This window comes from Butyrivibrio sp. VCD2006 (assembly GCF_000423925.1).
Taxonomy (GTDB): domain Bacteria; phylum Bacillota; class Clostridia; order Lachnospirales; family Lachnospiraceae; genus Butyrivibrio.
This window is the reverse complement of the sequence record NZ_KE384105.1, coordinates 25,904-47,288: the sequence shown is the minus strand read 5'-3', so window position 1 is coordinate 47,288 and position 21,385 is coordinate 25,904. Positions and strand designations below refer to the sequence as shown.

At 41.4% G+C, this 21,385-nt stretch carries 15 protein-coding genes; all 15 read left to right on the top strand.

What is annotated here, in order from left to right:
* The first annotated feature begins 55 nt into the window (after positions 1-55).
* The 15 genes from G586_RS0117185 to G586_RS0117115 all read left to right on the top strand — a co-directional run bounded on the left by G586_RS0117185 (position 56) and on the right by G586_RS0117115 (position 21,326).
* Entirely contained in the window at positions 56-2,623 is a 2,568-nt protein-coding gene (locus tag G586_RS0117185; RefSeq protein ID WP_026528693.1) for a DUF4135 domain-containing protein, read from the top strand.
* Positions 2,617-4,542 (top strand): RiPP maturation radical SAM C-methyltransferase, encoded by a 1,926-nt coding sequence (locus tag G586_RS0117180; RefSeq protein ID WP_026528692.1) that lies wholly within the window; start codon positions 2,617-2,619, stop codon positions 4,540-4,542. The genes G586_RS0117185 and G586_RS0117180 overlap by 7 nt, the downstream gene beginning before the upstream one ends.
* 11 nt (positions 4,543-4,553) lie before the next feature.
* Complete coding sequence (locus G586_RS0117175; RefSeq protein ID WP_026528691.1) at positions 4,554-5,066, top strand: hypothetical protein; 513 nt, start codon at positions 4,554-4,556, stop codon at positions 5,064-5,066.
* Positions 5,067-5,090: 24 nt separating this feature from the next.
* Entirely contained in the window at positions 5,091-7,271 is a 2,181-nt protein-coding gene (locus G586_RS0117170) for an ATP-binding cassette domain-containing protein (protein ID WP_051204876.1), read from the top strand.
* Positions 7,272-7,275: 4 nt separating this feature from the next.
* Positions 7,276-9,462 carry an ATP-binding cassette domain-containing protein gene (locus G586_RS0117165; protein ID WP_035773490.1) on the top strand — a complete coding sequence of 729 codons (2,187 nt, stop codon included), beginning with the start codon at positions 7,276-7,278 and terminating at the stop codon, positions 9,460-9,462.
* Positions 9,463-9,669: 207 nt separating this feature from the next.
* Positions 9,670-10,929, top strand: a complete 1,260-nt coding sequence (locus tag G586_RS0117160) for an ATP-binding protein (RefSeq protein ID WP_026528688.1) — start codon at positions 9,670-9,672, stop codon at positions 10,927-10,929.
* A gap of 437 nt (positions 10,930-11,366) precedes the next feature.
* Positions 11,367-13,451 (top strand): PAS domain-containing hybrid sensor histidine kinase/response regulator, encoded by a 2,085-nt coding sequence (locus G586_RS23625; RefSeq protein WP_051204875.1) that lies wholly within the window; start codon positions 11,367-11,369, stop codon positions 13,449-13,451.
* Between the two features lie 3 nt (positions 13,452-13,454).
* The gene (locus G586_RS23620; RefSeq protein ID WP_051204874.1) at positions 13,455-15,074 is read left to right on the top strand and encodes a response regulator; all 1,620 of its coding nucleotides are present in this window, start codon (positions 13,455-13,457) and stop codon (positions 15,072-15,074) included.
* Positions 15,075-15,095: 21 nt separating this feature from the next.
* Complete coding sequence (locus G586_RS23615) at positions 15,096-15,458, top strand: response regulator (protein WP_051204873.1); 363 nt, start codon at positions 15,096-15,098, stop codon at positions 15,456-15,458.
* A gap of 53 nt (positions 15,459-15,511) precedes the next feature.
* Positions 15,512-17,182 (top strand): response regulator, encoded by a 1,671-nt coding sequence (locus G586_RS0117140; protein ID WP_026528687.1) that lies wholly within the window; start codon positions 15,512-15,514, stop codon positions 17,180-17,182.
* A gap of 274 nt (positions 17,183-17,456) precedes the next feature.
* A complete protein-coding gene (locus G586_RS0117135) occupies positions 17,457-17,897 on the top strand; it encodes a chemotaxis protein CheW (protein ID WP_026528686.1) in 441 nt (146 codons plus the stop codon).
* Positions 17,898-17,907: 10 nt separating this feature from the next.
* A complete protein-coding gene (locus G586_RS0117130) occupies positions 17,908-18,372 on the top strand; it encodes a chemotaxis protein CheW (RefSeq protein ID WP_026528685.1) in 465 nt (154 codons plus the stop codon).
* A 190-nt stretch (positions 18,373-18,562) separates the two neighbouring features.
* Positions 18,563-19,267 (top strand): DNA alkylation repair protein, encoded by a 705-nt coding sequence (locus G586_RS0117125; protein WP_026528684.1) that lies wholly within the window; start codon positions 18,563-18,565, stop codon positions 19,265-19,267.
* 128 nt (positions 19,268-19,395) lie between these two features.
* Positions 19,396-19,938 (top strand): glutathione peroxidase, encoded by a 543-nt coding sequence (locus G586_RS0117120; RefSeq protein ID WP_026528683.1) that lies wholly within the window; start codon positions 19,396-19,398, stop codon positions 19,936-19,938.
* Positions 19,939-20,144: 206 nt separating this feature from the next.
* Positions 20,145-21,326: an aldo/keto reductase gene (locus G586_RS0117115; RefSeq protein WP_026528682.1), complete on the top strand. Its 1,182-nt coding sequence runs from the start codon at positions 20,145-20,147 to the stop codon at positions 21,324-21,326.
* The last annotated feature ends 59 nt before the right edge of the window (positions 21,327-21,385 follow it).

Sequence of the window (21,385 nt, the reverse complement as noted above, 5' to 3'; positions counted from 1 at the left end):
GCTTTGGGCCCTTGGGGACGTATGTCCTCAAGGCGCTTTTTTCTTATGGGGAACAATGAAAAATGTGTTTAGCTTTTTAAAGCCATTTATTGAAGGAGAAAGAGCCGGCTTTTTAGCAAAAGGGGAGTTTACTGAAGAGGGCGCTCAAAGCGCACTTGACTTGCTTGAAAAAAGGCTGATAAATCTTGTAGACCCGATTGTTTCGCAGATGTATACAGACGAGCTTTATAGAATCGTTCCTGCAGCAATCATAGGTCTTTCTTTCGTGAGCAATGAGGATAAAGAAAAGGCCCGGGATGAAGTAATAAGGCGAATTAACGGGGGAGAGAATCCTTTTTCGAAATATCCTGATCTAGATTACTATCGCAGACTCATATGCGATAATTTCCAAATATTTATTGATACATTTTTAAAAAGGTTTTCCTTAAACAGTGAGCGGATACAGAGAGAGCTTTTGGGTGGCTGCAGAAGCGGTAAAATCACCGGACTGTCAGCATCAGGTGCAGACTGTCATCTACATGGCTGTAGCGCTCTTAAAGTCGAAACAGAGGGTGGAGTTTTTTATTATAAGCCTCGGGACTGCAGACCTGACGAGCTGTTTTACAGGCTTGCAGACAGATTTTTCAGCGGGAAAATCCGTGCTCCGTTCGCTCTGTCTGTAGACGGAGAATACGGATTTATTGAAGAAATTAAGAGTATTGAGCTGAAAAATAAAGAGGATATTGCCTCTTTTTACTATAATTTTGGTATTTTGCTTTCATTGTTTCGGTGCCTTGGAAGCACTGACATGCATTTTGAGAATATAGTTGCATCAGGAATATATCCGGTGTGTATTGATCTGGAAACTATCATAACTCCTATCCACAATCTCTGTCAGGGAACGGATTATAAGAGTATTGACGAAATAGATCCCATCGTAAAAAGTATTATGTTTTCTTCGGCAAATACAATGGTGCTTCCCATGGTTTTGCAGGGGAAGGAACAGATGAGTCCGCTTTATAGCAAAAAGGGCGGCTCGCTTCCGATATTTGACAAAGAAAAGCAGACCATACAGGGATATGAAAAAGAGTTCATGGACGGCTTTTCACAGGGGTATGACATTATTCGTGAGAATAAGAAGGAGTTAACGGGGCTCCTTGATGAGTATAGGAATATGAGTGCCCGCTTTGTCCTTCGCACAAGCTCATATTATGCGCTGACACTTCAGGAGATGCATTCCAAGGAGTTCCTTGAGGACAGAAAAAGAAGGGACAGGGAGCTTGATAAGCTGAGTATAAGGTTAAATGACCTTGCAATTGACGATGTAAGTACGCTTACTGCATGGGAAAGGAGCAATCTTGAAGAGGGGGATATTCCGTTCTTTTCCATGAAGGCAGATGGACATAGTCTCTATGGCGATCCGCGGGATAGCTTTCTCATAGATAATTTTTTTGATATCTCAGCATTAGAGCATGCAAAGCTGTGTCTCTCCAATATGGGGGATGACAATAAGGCATTTGAGATGGATTATCTTCGCGTCAGACTGCTTCAGGCTGTAGATAAGGCAGAGAAAGAAAATGATGAGCCTGTGCAGATTGGAGAAGCGGATTCGCCATTGACAGTAGATGATGCAAAGGCCCTGGCCAGGGAATTATCAGAGAAAATATCAGAGCTTAAGGTTGCTGTCTCCGGAAAGGATGCAATTTTCCTTAGCTATGATAAGAACTATACACCGCAATATTCTAAGGGATTTCGAAAAGGATTGCAGGGAATTGCAGTTTTCTTTGAGGAATACTTAAGAACTGTGGATAGTGATGATATAACTGCAGGAAATATCCTTGAAATATGTAATGAGGATACCAAAAGACTGTTATCGCGAGGAGAGAGCGATGATCTGATAAAGCTTTGTGATGAGGGCTTTGAACTTCCTGATGTTGTTGCAGCACTTGCAATTGTGGGCAAGGAAGTTGCTTGCGTAAAATGGGCTTTTGAAAAAGTCTTATCAGAGCTTGATACCATGGCTGATAAGCTTTTCTTAGACGACTCCAAAGAGACGGGCTATGGAATGCTGAAGGGGAAGGCAGGACTTTTGTATTTGCTATCCCTGTGCTGTGAACACATACAGGATGAAAAAAGGAAGAATAAATGTATCGAAAAATGCAGTCTGCTTATCAGTGAGCTTCTTAATGGATACAGTAAAAAGCTTGGAGCATGGCCTGATATAGAGAAGTGTGATAAGCCTCTTTTTGCAACCTGTGATCTGGAAAAAGGAGTGCCGGGAATAGGGCTTATGGCAGCAGGGAGCCTTCGCGTAGTTCCGCAGGCTAAGGAACTCTTGCAGCTTGCAGCTGACAGTATAAGTAGCTATGAGCTTCTTGAAACAGACACGCTTCTTAACGGAAATGCCGGCGTAGTGCTGTGTCTTCTTGAAGCGGCGAAGACATTTAAGGATAAGTCGTATTTAGTAAGAGCTGGACAGTTTCTTAAGAAAATGAGTGAAAGAGCAGTAAAAAACGGCGGCTTCAGGGTGCTGCCTGGTACGCTGACAGGCAGTCCCGATCCATCACTGATGGATGGTTATGCCGGAATTGGATACGCTTTGCTTAGATATATAAGGCTTGTTACAAAGGAGGAAGAATGGTAGTAAAAGATGATATTAAGTGGGAAATAGACGGCAAATATGATGTTGTGCTTTTGTCAGCGCCTTTTTTGTATCCACCGCAGCCTTCCTTTGCGCTGTCCTTGTTCAAGGAAAGGCTTAGCGGCTCGGGAATATCCTCCAAAGTGATTTATCCGATGTTTTTTATGTCGCATGTTTTGGGTAAAGAGATAAGCATGGAGTCAGCCATTTATCCCGGAATTGTCGGAATTCCGGAGTTTTGCTTTGCCCATCTTACGGATGTTGAGTTTAACTATTCTGTTAATGATTACATAAAAGGACTTATCATCGAAGAACTTCTGGAGGATAAAAAGGGCTTCAGGGAGTTTATACATACTGTTCGTGATGCAGCCGAACTGTGTGTGGAAGTGACTGCTCAAATGATAATAAGCCTGGGGGCAAAGGTATTGGCTGGGAGCTCTATTTATTCACAGCAGAATGCTACTTTTGCGATTTTTAAGCGTGTTAAAGAGCTTGATCCCAGTATAAAGACAATTATGGGTGGTACCAATTTAAGAGACCAGGCCGGAGCAGCAGTTTTAAGACATTATAAAAGTGTTGATTATGTCTTCTTTGGAGATGGTGACGAGGTTTTTGATGTTGTTTGTCAAAAGCTGATTGATGGTGATGAAACAGACATGCCCTATGGTGTAGTCAGGTATGGGACAGAGCTTGGGAGCGTAGTACCGGCAAGAGTAACAAAGGACATGAATAAGGTTCCCTATCCTGATTATTCGGATTTTATTGAGGAATGGGATAGGGAGCGTAGTGGTTATTACGGTAAGTCAATTCTTGTAAAAGAGAATGGAGAGCCGCTTATGGAAGGCGACTATGTAATTTATGTGGAAGGCTCAAGAGGCTGCTGGTGGGGGGAAAAGCACTGCTGTACCTTCTGTGGCCTTAATGGTGACAAAAACATTTACCGTGCAAAGTCACCGGAGCGCCTTTATGAAGAACTAAAAGAGCTTAATGCGCGATACCCCGGAAAGTATATTCAGCTTACGGATAACATTATGAGTATGGAAGTATTGCATGAGCTTATTCCGAAGATGGCAAAGAATAAGGAGAAGTACAAGCTCATAGGTGAGATAAAAACAAACATAAAAGAAGAGGACATAAAAAGGCTTGCAGAAGCAGGATTTGTAAAAATGCAGCCTGGAATAGAGAGCCTTAATGACCATATGTTAAAGCTCCTTGGAAAGGGGAATACAGCGGTCAATCACATAGCTTTTTTGAAATATGCAAGGTATCACGGACTTGAGCTTGCCTGGAATATTCTTGATGCAATTCCGGGTGAAACGGATGAGGACTACTATGAGCTCTATGAGCTTTTACCAAAGCTCTATCATTTCAAGCATCCCCTTGGACCATATTCAATCCTCTTCCAGAAATTCTCTAAATATGATGAGGATCCTGCTGCCTATGGTCTTGAGCTCACACCATATCGCGCATACAGGTATATGTTCGGAGATGATCCCGATAGATACAATAATATGATTTTGTACTATGAGCTGACAGGCGGAAGCTTTAAGGAAGAAAAAGCAAGACGCAAGGAGCTGTATGAAAAGCTTGACGAGATGGTGGAAACCTGGAAAAGACTGGATGAACTTCCTGATTTCCATGGCCTGACAATGGATGATGACGGGGAAGGAATTTTCATAATGGACACAAGGCCCTGTAGTAAGAGTCCGTTTACTATGCTGACGGGGATTCAGAGTGAAATATACAGACTTGCGTGGGGACCTGTATCCTACAAAAAAATCTGTGAAGAATTAGGTGATAAGTACAGTGAAGATGAGATAAAGGAAGCACTGAATATACTTACTGACAGCAATTTGATGTTATATCTGAGCGACAGATATCTTGCACTGGCACTTCCTTCAGGTAAGAAAGAGGAAAACTAAAGGAGGCAGATATGGGATTATTTAGAAAAGAAAGCATGGATCAGCTGAGTATCCAGGATGAAAAGGGAGAGTATATAAGTACTACGGACAGCAGAGGATGGCTTATTCTTATCGCATTGCTAATCTTATTTGTCGGTTTCTGGAAATGGGCATTTACCGGGAGCCTGCCTCTTAGTGTGAATGGTCTGGGGTACTCTGAGTATAAGGATGAAACGGCATATATTTTTATTGATCCGGATGAGTTTATTAAAAGAGATATTGAAGTAGGTGATGAGGTACATCTCTCTTTCCCGGATTCAAAGAGCGTGCGGGGAAAGGTTATATATATTTCGGAGCTTCCTCTTTCAGGCGAAGAAATAGAGAAAGAGTATGAATATAACGACTGGGTTGTGCAAAAGGTTATGAACGGACAAAACTATTGTTATGTCATATGGATCAATGCGGAAGAAGAACTGGAAGAACGCACAATTTTTAATGCTGAGATCATAGAGAAAAATGTTCGGCCTATTGAGTATTTTTTGTAATGAAAAGAGATGAGGAAATAGCTGATGAATGCTGAGGATAAATCAAAAAAGCTTCATTATCATCATATTAAGGTTCCTGTTGTATTGCAGATGGAATATGTGGAATGCGGTGCCGCCTCTTTGTGTATGATTCTGGCCTATTACGGCAAATATGTCCCCCTTGAGCAAGTCAGAAAAGACTGCAATGTGTCAAGAGACGGTTCAAAGGCATCACTGATTCTCGCTGCCGCAGAACACTATGGCCTGCAGGGAGATGGATATCGCTATTCTGTCGAGAGCTGTATGACCAAGGTGAAAATGCCGGCAATTATACACTGGAATATGTCTCATTTTGTAGTTTTAAGAGGCTTTGGCAAGAATAAGGCATATCTTAATGACCCAGGACGCGGAGAAATTACGGTATCAATGGAGGAATTCAACAGGAGCTTTACCGGTATTGTTCTCGAATTTTCTCCTACAGAAAAATTTGAAAAGGGCGGTAAGCGTCCCGGAGTTTTGGCATCACTGCTTTCGTGGATGAAACAGAGTAAGGACGGCGTAGCCTTTGTACTTTTGAATGCGCTGATCATAGCCATGATAGGCCTCCTTGTTCCTGCTTTTCAGAGAATGTTTCTGGATGATCAGCTTGATGGTTATCATAGAACCGGTGGTTTATTGATTTACCTGCTGATATTCGGAGCTGGATTTATGGAGCTTGCCGCGGATAGTCTGAAAGAACTGTATAACTACAAGATTAAGGGGAGATTTGGTGTAAGGGCTAACATGGCGTTTTTCAAACATCTGTTAGAGCTCCCCATGGACTTTTTTATGCAGAGAAGTCCCGGTGAGCTTATTGGACGCCTTACTCTAAACTCAACCATCACCCAGTCATTATTCGATAAATTGGTTCCGGTTTTGGTTCAGATGTTAATGGCGGTGCTTTATTTTCTTGCTATGATGAAAAGTAATATCGGGCTTGCTATTCTTGCGACATTTCTGGTTTTGCTCAATATATTTGTAACCAGGTTTGCCTCTGCATCCACGGTACGCTACATGCAACAAAGACTGAATTCCTCAATGCAGATGGATGCTGTAATGGTATCAGGAATCGACATGATAGAGACCATTAAAACCTCAGGAGTTGCAGGAGGCTATTTTGCAAGATGGGCTTCGTGGCAGGCTAAGGTTAATACAGGAAAAACAAAAGAAAATCTTACGGCATCCATTCTTGTCGGTTTTTCGCTTTTTATACAGGATCTGACAGGTGCCTTAATACTGATGTTCTGTGCGCTTTTGATAATGAAAGGGTATATGACGGTAGGCGTTCTTCTGGCTTTTCAGACCCTGGCAACTAAACTTGCAGAGCCTGCAAAGAACATTTCGGAAACCATAAAGAGCACGAAGGAGCTGACAACCTCCATAAATAAGCTTGAGGATGTAATACGGTATGAAAAGGAGGATACATTTAAGGAAAAGTTCATATTGGATGGCGAAGAACAAATAATACTGTCCGGAGATATAGAGATTAAAAATCTGACCTTTGGATATTCGAAAGCAGTGGATCCACTGTTTGAAAATCTGAATATTTCGATTAAAAAAGGAGAGAGCATAGCATTTGTTGGCAGCTCAGGAAGCGGGAAATCCACAATGGCAAAGCTTCTGACTGGTCTTGTGCATCCCTGGAGCGGTGAGATTCTGTTTGATGGTACACCAATAAACGATATAGACAGTGCGGTATACCATGCTTCTGTTGCCATGGTAAATCAGGAGTGTGCTATTTTCCATGATTCCATAAGGAACAACATCAGCCTGTGGGACAGAACGATAATGGATGGAGAAATCACTGATGCTGCTGAGGAGGCTGCTATACATCACGATATTTTGAATATGTCTGGCGGCTATGAGCATAGGGTTTCCTCAGGCGGTATTAATCTGTCAGGAGGACAAAGGCAAAGGATTTCAATCGCCAGAGCACTTGCTCTTAACCCCAGCATACTGATTCTTGATGAAGCGACAAGTGCGCTGGATGCCATGACTGAGCATCATGTAATGAAATCAATACAAAGCAGAAAGATAACAACCATAATAGTAGCGCACAGACTCTCTACAGTGCGCAGCTGTGACAGGATAATTGTTTTTGATCACGGAAAAATAGTTGAGGCAGGTACACACGAGGAGCTTCTTGATAAAAAGGGCAAGTACTATGAGCTCGTGTCAATGGTGTGAGATTATGATTAGTGATGAAAAGATTAGAAATCGAAGAAAAAATGATAATGAGCGTCTTGATAATGCGTATTCTTCATTTGAGGAGACTTTTAAATCAAGAAAGGAAAAGGGCACGTTTAAAAGCGAAGATCCTAAGCTTGACAGACCGATAGCTCTGTACAATATCTGCAGATATCTTAGGATTGATGCACCTTCCTTTGATCCCTACAGCTCAAACAGCGAGAAATATATGCTGGATGTTCTGCGAGAAAACGGAGTTATGCAAAGACCCTGTGAACTTTTGAAGGGATGGTACAGGAATGCAGTTGGCGCTTATATGGGAGAGCTTGAAAATGGAAGAGTAGTTGCTGTTTTGCCGGATAAGCTCGGAGTATATTACTACCATAACCCGGAAACCGGTAACAGAGTCATTGTCACGAAAAATAATGAAGATGGTATTAAGCGGGCAGCATTTATTTACTACAGGCCTTTGCCACAGAAAAAGCTGAATTCATATGGACTATTTCAGTTCATGATGGAGACGGTTGATCTTAAGGATATTATGCTTGCTATTTTTACCGCACTTTTTGTTGCACTCATTGGTCTTATCATTCCTCTGGCCAATTCGCTCATGCTGGAACAGATTATCATAACAAAAAATGCCAAGATGGTCTTCTCATTATCATCCTTTTTAGTCAACGCTATTATTGCCAGATATATAATCAGTATTTTGCAGAGTCTTACACAAAACAGAATTTCACAGAGAATGACCCTGTCTGTACAAAGTGCCATGTTCGCAAGAACTCTTGATCTTCCGGCGTCATTTTTCAGGAATCATCATACAGGAGATGTTTACGGTGCGCTATCATACATTGAACCGCTTTGCACAATATGGAGTAATATCTGGTTTTCCAGTGGAATTGCCCTGGTGTTCTCCGGTCTGTATATTTTTCAGATGAAAGCTGCCGTACCCGGGATGCAGTTTCCTGCTCTTTGTATTTTGATATTGGAGCTGATTATTCAGATCAATGGAATATACGGGCTTAGGAAAAATGTCAGCGACAGGCTAAATAGCACAGTTGCTACGAATTCACTGGCCCTTGATATTCTCTCAGGAATTGAGCAGATCAAGGTCTTTGGAGCACAGAAGAGAAGCCTTGCCCGCTATGCGGAGGTTTACAAGCATCAGGCAGATGCAGAATACAGACCGCCAATTCATGTCAAATTACAGAATGCACTTCTGCCTGCTGTCAATATCTTTGGAATGGGTATTCTGTTTTACTTTGCGGATGCTTTGAATCTTAACGGCAGAGAGTTTGTGTATTTTTATACGGCTTATGGTCTTGCAAATGCTGCTGTCATGGGTATTGCAGGCCTTGGATCCCAGATTGCATCCATTGAGCCCATAATGAGAATGCTGGCTCCGATTCTGGAAACAGAGCCTGAGATTATTTCGGGCGGAAGAGATATAGGTACCTTAAAGGGCAATGTGGAGCTTGAAAATATTGAATTCCGGTACAGTCATGATGCTCCGCCTGTACTGAACAATCTGAATTTTTCTGTAAAAGCAGGAGAGTATGTTGCTATCGTCGGAGGCTCGGGATCAGGAAAGACCACACTGACAAGACTTCTTCTTGGATTTGAGAAGCCCCAGACCGGGGCGGTATATTATGACGGAGATAACCTGAATAACCTCGACCTTGCATGTGTGAGGCAGCAGATAGGCGTAGTACTCCAGAATGGAAAGCTCTTTACGGGCAACCTTTTTACCAATATTGCAATCTCCACTCCGGGACTTACGGAAGAGGAGGCCTGGGATGCAGCCGAGAAGGCAGGGATAGCTGAGGATATCCGGGAAATGCCCCTTGGTATGTTTACAATTGTAAGTGATGGTAACGGAGCTCTCTCAGGAGGACAAAAGCAAAGGCTTCTGATAGCCCGTGCTATTGCTCAGAAGCCCTCAATGCTTATATTGGATGAGGCAACAAGTGCCCTTGACAATGTGACACAGAAAAAAGTAACGGATGCACTTTCTGACCTTAATTGCACAAGGATCGTAATCGCTCATAGATTGTCAACCATTAAGGACTGCGACAGAATCGTAGTTCTTGAAAAGGGTCAGATTGTGGAAGAGGGCAACTATGAAGAGCTTATGCAGAAAAACGGTGAATTCGCAAAACTCGTGAAATACCAGCTGTTAGAGACAGCTTAATGTTTTTTATACAGTGTGACCGTGTCTTTGATTCGCTGTAAAGTGTCCAAAAGCCATGAAATACTGATGCTATTTGCTAATACGACTAATACGGAATCAGATTACATATTAGTCATTTGTCTATTGAAATAATTAATGGATAGCGATAAAATATGACTAATCAGGAATTATATTCCGTATTAGTCGAATTTGCTTAAGGAGAATGGCATGGATTATATTAAAAGAGCTATTGAAGAAGTGGTTGAGCACTCAGCAAAAACTTTTAAGTGCATACTAGTAACAGGCGCAAGACAAACAGGAAAATCGACTTTGGTGAAGCATCTGTATTCAGATATAAAGCAGGTTTCCTTTGATGATCCTTTTGTTGAGGAACAGGCAAAGAATAATCCGGAGATGTTCTTATCACTAAACGAACCGCCTGTCTTTTTAGATGAAATTCAATATGTGCCATCTTTATTTAGATATATAAAACAAAGCAGTGATAATAGTGATTCAAAGGGATTATTCTATCTTTCAGGATCACAGCCATTTAAACTGATGGAACTGGCATCTGATTCATTAGCCGGTCGAGTAGCAATTATCGAATTGCCGCCTTTATCGCTTAGAGAAATCATGAAAAGTAATTATACAAGTCCTTTTCTTCCAACAATGGAATATGTACAGGACAGAAATAAAGAGGCTATAAAGCCATCTAATATATGGAAAATAATCCACCGGGGCGGGTACCCTGAAATGCAAGATCCCGACATGGATTGGGCGATGTTTTTTTCGAGTTATGTAAAGACTTATTTAGAACGTGATGTTAGAGAATTAGCAGCTGTACAGGATCTAGATGCTTTTCGCAGATTTATGGTTGCATGTGCTGCCAGAACCGGTCAGATGCTTAATTATGCAAATATTGCAGATGAAGTCGGTAAGGATGCCAATACTATAAAGAATTGGATTTCTATTTTAGAGGCTTCCGGTATTGTATATATACTTGAACCATACGCTAATAGTGCACTTAAACGTGCAATCAAAACTCCAAAGCTTTACTTTAGGGATACCGGACTGGCTGCATACCTCACAAGATGGCTTACTCCCGAAACTTTAGCGACAGGGGCAATGAGTGGGGAGTTTTTTGAAACATTTGTGATTTCAGAGATCCTAAAAAGCTATTCTAATAGGGGATTAGATTATCGTTATTTTGTATCTTACTACAGAGGAAAAGATAAGAAAAAAATCAAAAAAAATGGTGCAGAAACTTATGAAGAAGCAGAGATTGACTTTATAATCGAGCAGGATGGAGTTCTATATCCAATTGAAATCAAGCAAAGCGCTAACGCTTTGGCTGATATGACATCTGCTTTCCAAGTACTTGATAAGATACCGGAAAAGAAAAGGGGCACAGGCGCAGTTATATGTATGTGTCCCATGCCAGGTTCGCTGAGGGAAAATGTACTTCAAATTCCATATTGGTTTATTTAAAAAAATAGCTACTGTTCAATCTTCCAATCATTTCAAAAGATATGAAGATTAGTTTGGACAATGGTTCGCAAATCGAGACAGTAGTCCTTTTGACTAGGACCGAAGGGACGACGTCGAAAGGGTAACGCTGTCCATGCGATAGCTGTCCACGATTGGCGAGTGCGAAGCACGAAGACAGAGTGGAGACAGCGAACCGCAGAAACCGTAGTTCTCTTGACGAGAACTTCATTGTAAAAAAGTAGTGGGAATCAATTTATAAAGTAAAAGTAAGAGGTGTTCTTAACAGATACCTCTTATTTTTTTGCTTATAAATGATTAAACATTTATAAATTTTCGTAATAAGGCTCTGTTTAGGGGTATAATCTGAGTAGCCGGATATGTTGATTACGCGAATTGACCAGACTGAAAATGGATTCAATTTACGGAAGGTAGAGCATATGAGTAACTCAATCTATAATGGAAATCTTTCCGATAAAATGCCGGATGAGCAGATATTTACTGCAATAGAGTGGCTTGCTGAACAGATGCCCGGAGGCTTCTTTATTTACAGGGCTGATGATAAGCAGGAAATACTCTATGTTAATCAGGCAACGCTTCTGATATTCGGATGCGAAACACTTGAGGAATTCAAGGATCACACCGGCTATACTTTTCGCGGTATGGTTCATCCTGAAGATTTTGAGAATATTCAGGCATCTATAGACGAGCAGATTGCTGCTGAGGATAACGAGCATAATCTTGATTATGTTGTTTACAGAATAATCAGGAAAGATGGCGTAGAAAGGTGGGTTGATGATTACGGTCGATTCACTTATCTTCCGGGCTTCGGCAATGTCTACTATGTTTTCATATCCGATATAACTGAAACAAGGATAGCGCAGGAACAGGCTGAGAGAAATGAACAGCTCGAAAGACTCCTTATTGAGGCTGAGCAGGCCAATAAGGCAAAGACGGCGTTTTTGTCAAATATGAGTCACGAAATCAGAACGCCTATCACAGCGATACTTGGAATGAATGAATTGATCCAGCGTGAGTGCAATGACCCTACGATTTTAGAATACTCCGAAAATATCAGAAAGGCGGGCACAAGCCTTCTTAGGATAATAAGTGATATTCTGGATTTTTCCAAGATAGAGACAGGCAGGATGGAACTTGTGGTGGAGCCTTATTCTGCAAAGGCTCTGTACGCTGATCTGTACAATCTTGTGCAGCTGAGGGCAGAGGTAAAGGGAATTGCTCTTAAATTTGAGGTTGATCCACAGCTACCATCAATGCTTCTTGGCGACGAAATAAGGATAAAACAGGTTATTTCCAACCTGCTCACCAATGCCATCAAGTATACGGAGAGGGGCTATGTAAAGCTCATAGTATATCTTGAATCAATACAGGATGGAGTTGCAAATATAGAGGTCACTGTATTGGATACCGGAATTGGAATCCGTGAGGAGGAAATGGTAAGGCTCTTTGAAGCATTTGACAGGCTCGATGTCAGGAAGACCAGAACAATCGAGGGTTCAGGACTTGGTCTTGCCATAGCAAAGCAGCTTCTGTCACAGATGGATTCAAAGCTGGAAGTAGAAAGTGAATATGAAAGAGGGTCAAGATTTTCATTTTTCCTGAAGCAGAAAATAATCGATGAAGCGCCTCTTGGAGACATAGATTTTAGCCAGATAGAGAAGGATAGGATAAACGCCCAGAAAAAGCACAGCTATTTTGTTGCTAAGGATTTGAAAATCCTGATTGTTGATGATACTCCCATGAACCTTCAGGTAATAAAAGGCCTTCTCAAGCGAACCTGTATGAATATTGATACTGCATCAGGCGGGTCGCAGTGTCTTTCAAAAATAGAAAAAGAACCTTATGACATGGTTTTTCTGGATTACAGAATGCCGAATATGAACGGTGTTGAGACTCTTTCGGAGATAAAGCGGAGGTTCCCTGATTTCTATGAAAAGGTGCCGATAATATCTCTGACTGCAAGTGCGATAGCAGGTGATAAGGAAAAGCTTATCGCTGCCGGATTTACAGATTATCTCGCAAAGCCGGTAAATATCGATGAGATGGAGAGCATGCTGCTCAAATACCTGCCTAATGACAAGATAACTATTATTGATCCTTCCGCAGAGGCCAAAGAGGAGTCAGATGAGGATGACGAGCTTCAAGAGATACCTAAGGTTTTGCGGGAGCATAGCGGTATTGATGTTGAGAAGGGCCTTGGGTACTGCGGGGATGCAGATGATTATATGTATGCCATCAGCACCTATGCCAAGTCTGTAGAGGATAAGGCGGCGCAGATAGAAAAGAATCTCTCGGATAATGACATAGAAAAATATATAATCAATGTCCATTCTCTAAAGAGCACCTCACTTGCAATAGGAGCAATGTCCGTGTCGGAAAAAGCCAAGGCACTGGAGGCAAAAGCCAAGGAGGGTGAAACAGGAAACCTCGAAGCAGATACCGTTGAACTTTTGACAGAATACAGGGAACTTAAGAATGTTTTGGATAAAGCACTTAAGGAGTAAAAAATGGGTGATGATAACAGCAGACTGATCAAAGAGGAACAGGAAAGAAACAAAATGCTGGAAAAGGCCTTGGAGGAGGCGGAGCACGCCAATATGGCAAAGACCGCTTTCCTCTCAAATATGAGCCATGAGATAAGAACTCCAATGAATGCTATCATAGGACTCTATAATATTGCGCTCAAAAATCCTGACCTCCCTGATGAAACAAGAGAAATACTAAATAAAATAGGTGCCAGTGCAAATCACCTTTTGTCACTTATCAATGATATCCTGGATATGAGCCGTATTGAGTCCGGCAAGGTCACCATTAAGAGGCAGGACTTTTCCTTCGGAGATATGGTGGAACAGATAAATACCATGGTAGAATCACAGTGTGTTGATAAGGGGCTGGAGTTTGTCTGCCATATAAAGGGCCATGTGGATGATTACTACATTGGAGATGAGATGAAGCTCAAGCAGGCACTCATCAATATTCTCGGAAATGCTGTCAAGTTTACTGATGCTCCGGGAACAGTGTTTTTCCTGGTGGAAGAGGAAAGCCGTAATAAAAAGAATGCCAATGTCCGTTTTACGATTAAGGATACAGGAATCGGAATGGACGCAGATTATCTGCCTAAAGTATTTGAGCCCTTCTCACAGGAGGTTGAAGGAGCAAGTAATAAATTCGGAAGCACCGGCCTTGGAATGGCAATCACGAAGAAAATCGTGGAGATGATGAATGGCACCATAGAAGTCGAATCAACCAAGAATGTCGGGACAACCTTCACGGCAGTCATTCCTCTTGGTATAAGTGAGGAGCATGGCAGCGGTGACGAGTTTGATCCCGGAAAAATAAAGACGCTGATCCTGGACGATGATGTAACAGCCTGTGAGCATGCGCAGCTTGTTCTTGGCAGGATAGGAATTGCGGCTGATTTCTGCCTTAGCGGCAAAGAAGCACTTTCCATGATTGAAAAGAGCAAGGCCAGGCAGGAGCCCTATCAGCTTTTTCTTGTTGACTGGAGAATGCCTGAGATGGACGGAATACAGGTGACAAGATCTCTGCGCGAGGAATATAAGGATGAGGACACCACGGTTATCCTGACAACCTATAACTGGGATGAAATTCTTGATGAGGCATTAAAAGCGGGAGTTGATGCTTTTCTTGCAAAACCGCTTTTTGCAGGGAGTATCAGAAAAGAGATTAAAGAGATAATTACTGATAAGAGGAAGAGATACCGTGAAGCAGCGAAGGTGGCGCTAAAGGGCAGGAAGGTGCTTATAGCTGAAGACATGGATATTAACGCACTTATCATGAAGCAGATGCTCAAGATGAGAGAAATAGAGGCGGATCACGCATCAGATGGTCTTGAGGCAATAAAGTTATTTGAACAGAGTCCAGTGGGCGGATACGACGCTATTCTAATGGATATCAGAATGCCAAAATGCGACGGACTTAAGGCAACTGAAAGAATCAGGAAGCTTGACAGAGATGATGCAAAGACTGTACCTATTATCGCACTTTCAGCAAATGCATTTGATGAGGATGTGGAATTGTCATTAAAGGCGGGGCTTAATGCGCATCTGTCAAAACCGGTTGAGCCTGATGCTCTGTTTGGAACATTGGAAAAATTCATTAAGTAAAGCGTGATGGGGGATTAGATTATGGCTGTGATTTTACTTGTTGATGATGATGAAGATATTCTTGCAATGAGCGGAAGATGGCTTGAAAAGGCAGGCTATGAAGTAATAAAGGCAATGTCAGGAATGGAGGCACTCAGCGTGCTTTCAGATAAAAAGATTGACCTGGTACTGCTTGATTATGTCATGCCTGAAATGAATGGAACGGAGACACTTCGAAAAATCCGTGAGGATGAGAGGTTTAAGGACCTGCGAGTCGTTGTCAGAACAGGGATGCAGGATCAGGAGATAGAGGAAGAGCTTGAAAGCTTAAATCCTCAGAAGGTTTTGCCTAAATCCGAGGGGAAAGCCGCATTTCTTGACGCAGTAGCACAGGTTCTTATGTAAGGCCATAGATGAAGCGTATTACCTGATTCATGAAAGAAGGAGTACAAAGCTGAATGGAAAACAATAATTCCAGGGTTCTTATAGTTGACGATATGCTTGCAAACAGAATAATCCTTGCTTCACTTTTGGCTTCTAATGGCGTTTCATCCGATCAGGTTGAGACCGGTAAGGAGTGTATAGAACTGTGTCAGCAGAAGTCCTACGATCTAATCCTTTTGGATCATAGAATGCCTGACCTTGACGGAGTTGATACTCTTGTCAGGCTTAAAGACATTTTTAAGGAGCAGGGGCGTAAGACTCCCGTTGTGTGTCATACGACAGAAGAAGGACGAAGTAATATCAATCTGTACAAGGCCGCGGGATTTGCAGATGTGCTTATAAAGCCCATCGATCCCAAGCAACTTTCTGAGATACTTCTGACCTGGCTTGCCAAGGAAGATGAGGAGGTAAAAGAGGAGCAGGAAAAGAAGCAGCAGGAGCAAAAGGAGAAGAGCGAGATTCACGTCAGAGAAGAGGTGGAAAAGCTTCCGCTGTGGCTTAAGAACACATCACATCTTGATCTGGTTCAGGGCATAGCAAACTGTGAGACAGCTGAGGATTATATGGAAACCCTTACGGTTTTTGCAGCCTCGATAAAGCAAAAGACGAATGAGATTCTCGATTTCTGCGAAAAAAAAGATTGGGAAATGTATACCATGAGAGTTCATTCGCTCAAAAGTGTTTCTGCTCTTATAGGTGCAAGGAAGCTTAGCGAGTTTGCATATGAGATGGAACAGGCCGGGAAAAACGCAAGGTATACGACCATACTCGACGAGAACAGGTATCTCATGGAGGAATACAGAGCCTTTCAAACTGTGCTGGCACCGCTCATTGAGGATAAAACCGCAAAGAAGGCGCAGGAAGAAAAGGAGCCTGAAAAGAAAAAGGAAAATAAACCTGAGCCAAAAGAGAAATTCGTTCTTTTTATTGAAGGAATATCAAGCATTTCTAATAAAGGACTTGCACAGAAGCTTGAAAATGCAGGATTTACTGTTATCAGATGTGATGCTGATCCCGGAAAGATCATCACTCATAGATCAGCAGCTAATATCGTAATCTATTATCCCGGAGACGATGATAAATCGCGCATTACGGTAATAATGAATCATCTTGGAGAAATGTGTCGTGACGACAACAAAATCCTCTGCCTTGTGGGAGAGGGCAGTGACCTTGAGTTTGCCATGTCGCTTGATGGCTCGGATCGCGTTTCAAAGACCTATAAGCGACCTGTAAATGTTGATTCTTTTGTAAATGATATGGAGAGCTTCTCTTTTATTGAGGATGTTTACCACCAGAAAAAATCAATATTTGTGGTGGACGATGATCCTGATTTCCTTAAGATAATGGAGAACTGGTTATCGCCAATTTATAACGTTTATATGTTCTCAACCGGTGAGGATGCCTTGGATGGGCTGTCCTCCTATATGCCTGATCTGATACTTTTGGACTACGAGATGCCCGGCATGAATGGCTACGAGATAATGAACGCAGTTAAATCCAATCCTGAAACGTGCCAGATTCCTATTATATTTCTCACAGGTAAAAATGACAGAGAGCATGTATTTATGATACTTGAGAATAAGCCGGATGGTTATCTTCTTAAGTCCTCCCAGAAGGAGACTCTTACAGACGCCATAAGCAGGTTCTTTGCCGAAAGCGCCTTTAAGGAATCGCTGGAGGTTTGAGTAATAACATGTGATCAGGAAGGCATGAAATAATTTATCGGAAACTTTTAAATATTACGAAATAAAAATTTATTTTTAACTAAATATTAAGCACCTCTATTTCAGATAATATCTGGCATAGAGGTGCTTTTTATTTTATGAAAGATTTAATTTCTTAAGATTTTCCTTATTGACAGCGGGTTCAGAATAGGTATAATCGAACCATTGTGCATAAAGGAAAAGAATATGCTTTATGAGTCTGTTGCGTTAATAGTATAGAAATGTGAGGTTAAAAATGGAATTATTGGAAATCATTGCAACTGATAATAATAGCACCCAGCCGGATAGCACTAAGGCTCTCATAGCCGGCATCAATGAGGAGACCTATGCAATTCCTCTTTCATCTGTTTTGACTATTGAAAAGGTGAATTTAGCGGACATCAATAAGGTTGAATCTGAAGATGTTATTTATCTTAGAGAGCGTATTATTCCTCTTGTTTATCTTGATAAATTATTCAAGATTGAGTCAGCAGGTGCAAACGATGGAACAATCACCGTAGTTGTATGTATGCAAAATGATGCATGCTTTGGACTTGTTGTAGATAAGCTTTACGGACAGCAGGATATCTTTACAAAATCTATGGGAATCCTTAATGATAACGAATTTTTTGCAGGCGCTTCTATCCTTGAGAATGATGTAGCCCTGATTCTTAATATACAGTCATTTGCAGCATAAGGAGGTAGACATGTCAGAATTAGCAATATATAAGAATGAAAGTCAGGAAGAAAGATATCTCGTTTTTAATGTAAATAAAGAGCTTTACGCAATAAATGTATCACGTATCGATAACATAATCATGATGCCTTCAATCAGAAGAGTACCTTGTGCTCCCAAATGCTTTAACGGTATCATCAATCTTCGCGGTGAGATCATTCCTGTTATGAGTCTTGGCAGAAGACTCGGCGCGGCTACAGATGAACTCACAAACAGAAGCCGTGTCATAATTGTGAAAATCGGAAACGACGAGCTTATGGGTGTAATCGTTGACGGAGTTAAGGAAGTACTTACTTTTTCTGATAATGAAATAGAGCAGCCTTCTCCTTTCCTCAGAAAAGAGACAACCCTTGTAACAGGTGTTGGAAAGAAGGATGACGAGCTTATTTCTATTATTGATTCTGAATCACTTCTTGATCGTGAGATGGTATCATAAAAAGTTTTGCCAGCATATCTGCAGCGGCAGGTCAATTTGACCTGCCGCTGTTTTTGCGTGTGAAAAATTCATTTTACCTTTCCTATATTTTTAAACTTCGCACATAGTGTCTATTGGGTGATATAATTACAATTATAAATTATTCAAATAACGATAATACAGTATGGATGTTTTTTGAAAGGGTAACATTATGATAACAGAAGAAATAAATACACTTTTATTTGAAAAACAGGATATAAAATACCGTGATTTTCAGGTAAAGCTTATTCCTGGATATGTACCTGATTCAATGATAGGTGTTCGTACTCCGGAGCTAAGAAAACTTGCAAAGGAATTTTCGAAAAGAGAAGATATAGATGAATTCTTAAATGATCTTCCGCATCAATATTTTGATGAAAGTCAGCTCCATGCCTTCATTATCTCGGGAATGAAGGACTATGACAGCTGCATGGAAAAGCTGTGCGCATTTCTGCCTTATGTAGATAACTGGGCAACCTGCGATCAGATGTCGCCCAAGGTATTCAAGAAGCACAGGTCTGAGCTTTTATTAAAAATAAATGAATGGCTAAAGTCAGAAGAAACCTACACAATCCGCTTTGCTGTAGGGATGCTTATGGAGCACTTTCTCGATGAGGATTTTGACATATCATATCCCGAGCTGGTGGCAGGACTTCGCTCGGATGAGTACTATGTAAACATGATGATAGCCTGGTATTTCGCAACGGCACTGGCAAAACAGTATGAGGCAGTAATACCGTTTATTGAGAATAAAAGGCTCGATCCCTGGACGCATAACAAGGCCATTCAAAAATCAATTGAGAGCTATAGGATTATCGATGAACAGAAGGCTTATCTTAGAAGTCTCAAAGTACCTACGACTTCCAAAAGAAAATAAAAAATACTTGACAAAATAAATTGCACACAATATAATGGCATTAAATAAAACAGAAACAGCTAACAACACAACAACACAAAAAAGCTATTTTAACCATAACAGCAGTTTAATTATTTTGGAGGTCCGGCATGGGATTTTACGATTATTCAGTAACCAATACTAAGGGCGAAGAGGTTTCCCTTGAGACTTATAAGGGCAAGGTAGTCCTTGTTGTAAACACAGCTACAGGCTGCGGCTTCACACCTCATTACAAGGATATCGAGGATATGTACGAGAAATTCCACGATCAGGGATTTGAGGTTCTTGATATTCCCTGCAATCAGTTCGCAGGTCAGACACCCGGAACCGATGATGAGATTCACGAGTTCTGCACACTTCACTACAACACCAAATTTCCTCAGATGAAGAAGTCCGAGGTTAACGGAGAGAATCAGCTTCCTCTTTACAAATTCCTTAAGGAGCAGAAGGGCTTTGAAGGATTTGGTAAAGGACCCGCAGCTCTTGCAATGGGTGTAATGCTTAAGAAGATTGACAAGGATTACAAGAATAATCCTGATATCAAATGGAATTTCACCAAGTTTGTTGTAGACAGAAACGGTGAGGTTGTTGCCCGCTTCGAGCCCACAGAGAAAATGGAAAATGTAGCTGCATGCGTTGAGAAACTCATGTAATACAAACACAGATACATCCCCCTTGTTCACATAGCACATTTAATTAAGAATGCTCCTCGTATGTAGGAGCATTTTTAGCATATTGAACTTTGAAGATAATATGTAATAATTAGAGTGTTCGTAATCAAGATAATTATGCTGCGACATTTCGGGATAATTGGCTGAGCAGTAATGTAATTTAAATATATTTTGGCAGGAGATTTAGTATGAAATATAGGAAAAACAAGTTAGGTGAGGATCTGTCTTTACTGGGCTACGGCTGCATGAGATTTACAAAAAGCGGAGCCGGAATTGACATGGAGAAGGCTGAAAAAGAAATCATGAGAGCCTATGAGCTCGGCGTGAATTATTATGATACAGCTTATATTTATTCAGGCAGCGAAGTTGCAATAGGCGAGATTTTTGAGAAAAATCACATACGTGAGAAAATCAATATTGCGACAAAACTCCCTCAATATCTGATAGCCAACAAAGATGCCATTGAAAAGTACTTCAAAGAGCAGCTTTCAAGACTTCGCACCAGTTATATAGACTATTATCTGATGCACATGCTATCCGACATAGAAGCGTGGAATAAGCTAAAAAAGCTGGGCATCGAGGAATGGATTGCCGAGAAAAAAGCCTCCGGTGAAATAAGACAGATAGGCTTTTCTTTTCATGGAAATTCAGAGATGTTCATAGAAATTCTGAATGCATATGATTGGGATTTTTGCCAGATTCAGTACAACTATCTGGATGAGGTTTCTCAGGCAGGAAGAAAAGGCCTGATGGCAGCAGGAGAGAAGGGGATTCCTGTAATAATAATGGAGCCCTTAAGAGGCGGCAAGCTGGTTGATCTTCTTCCTGATAAAGCTAAAAAGATGATAGCTCAGGATGAAAAACACAGGACCGCACCTGAGCTTGCGTTCAGATGGCTTTGGGATCAGCCGCAGGTGACCGTAGTCCTTTCCGGAATGAATTCCATTCCCATGGTTGAGGAGAACTGCCGGGTTGCATCCGAGGTTGAAGCAGGCGAGTTTACCGAAAAGGATTTTGAGCTTATAGAGAACATCAAAAATAGCATAAATGAGACTCTTAAGGTGGGCTGCACAGGCTGCGGATACTGTATGCCATGTCCAAGAGGTGTCGATATACCGAGCGCATTTAGATGCTATAACGCTATGTATATGGATGATAAAAGAAGCGGAAGATGGGAATATATGCGTATGGTTGGCATGCGCAAAACGCCGGCACTTCCTTCACAATGTGTGGCATGCGGAAAATGTGAGAGCCATTGTCCTCAGCATATTCATATCATCGAAGAACTCAAAAACGCTGACAGAGCGCTCAGACCCCTTCCGTATAGAATACTTACCGTTGCTGCTAGAAAATTCCTATATAGAAAATAACACCAGCTTATTTCAATAACAAAATGGTTATCATTTTTTAATCATAAGTTAATTCTTTT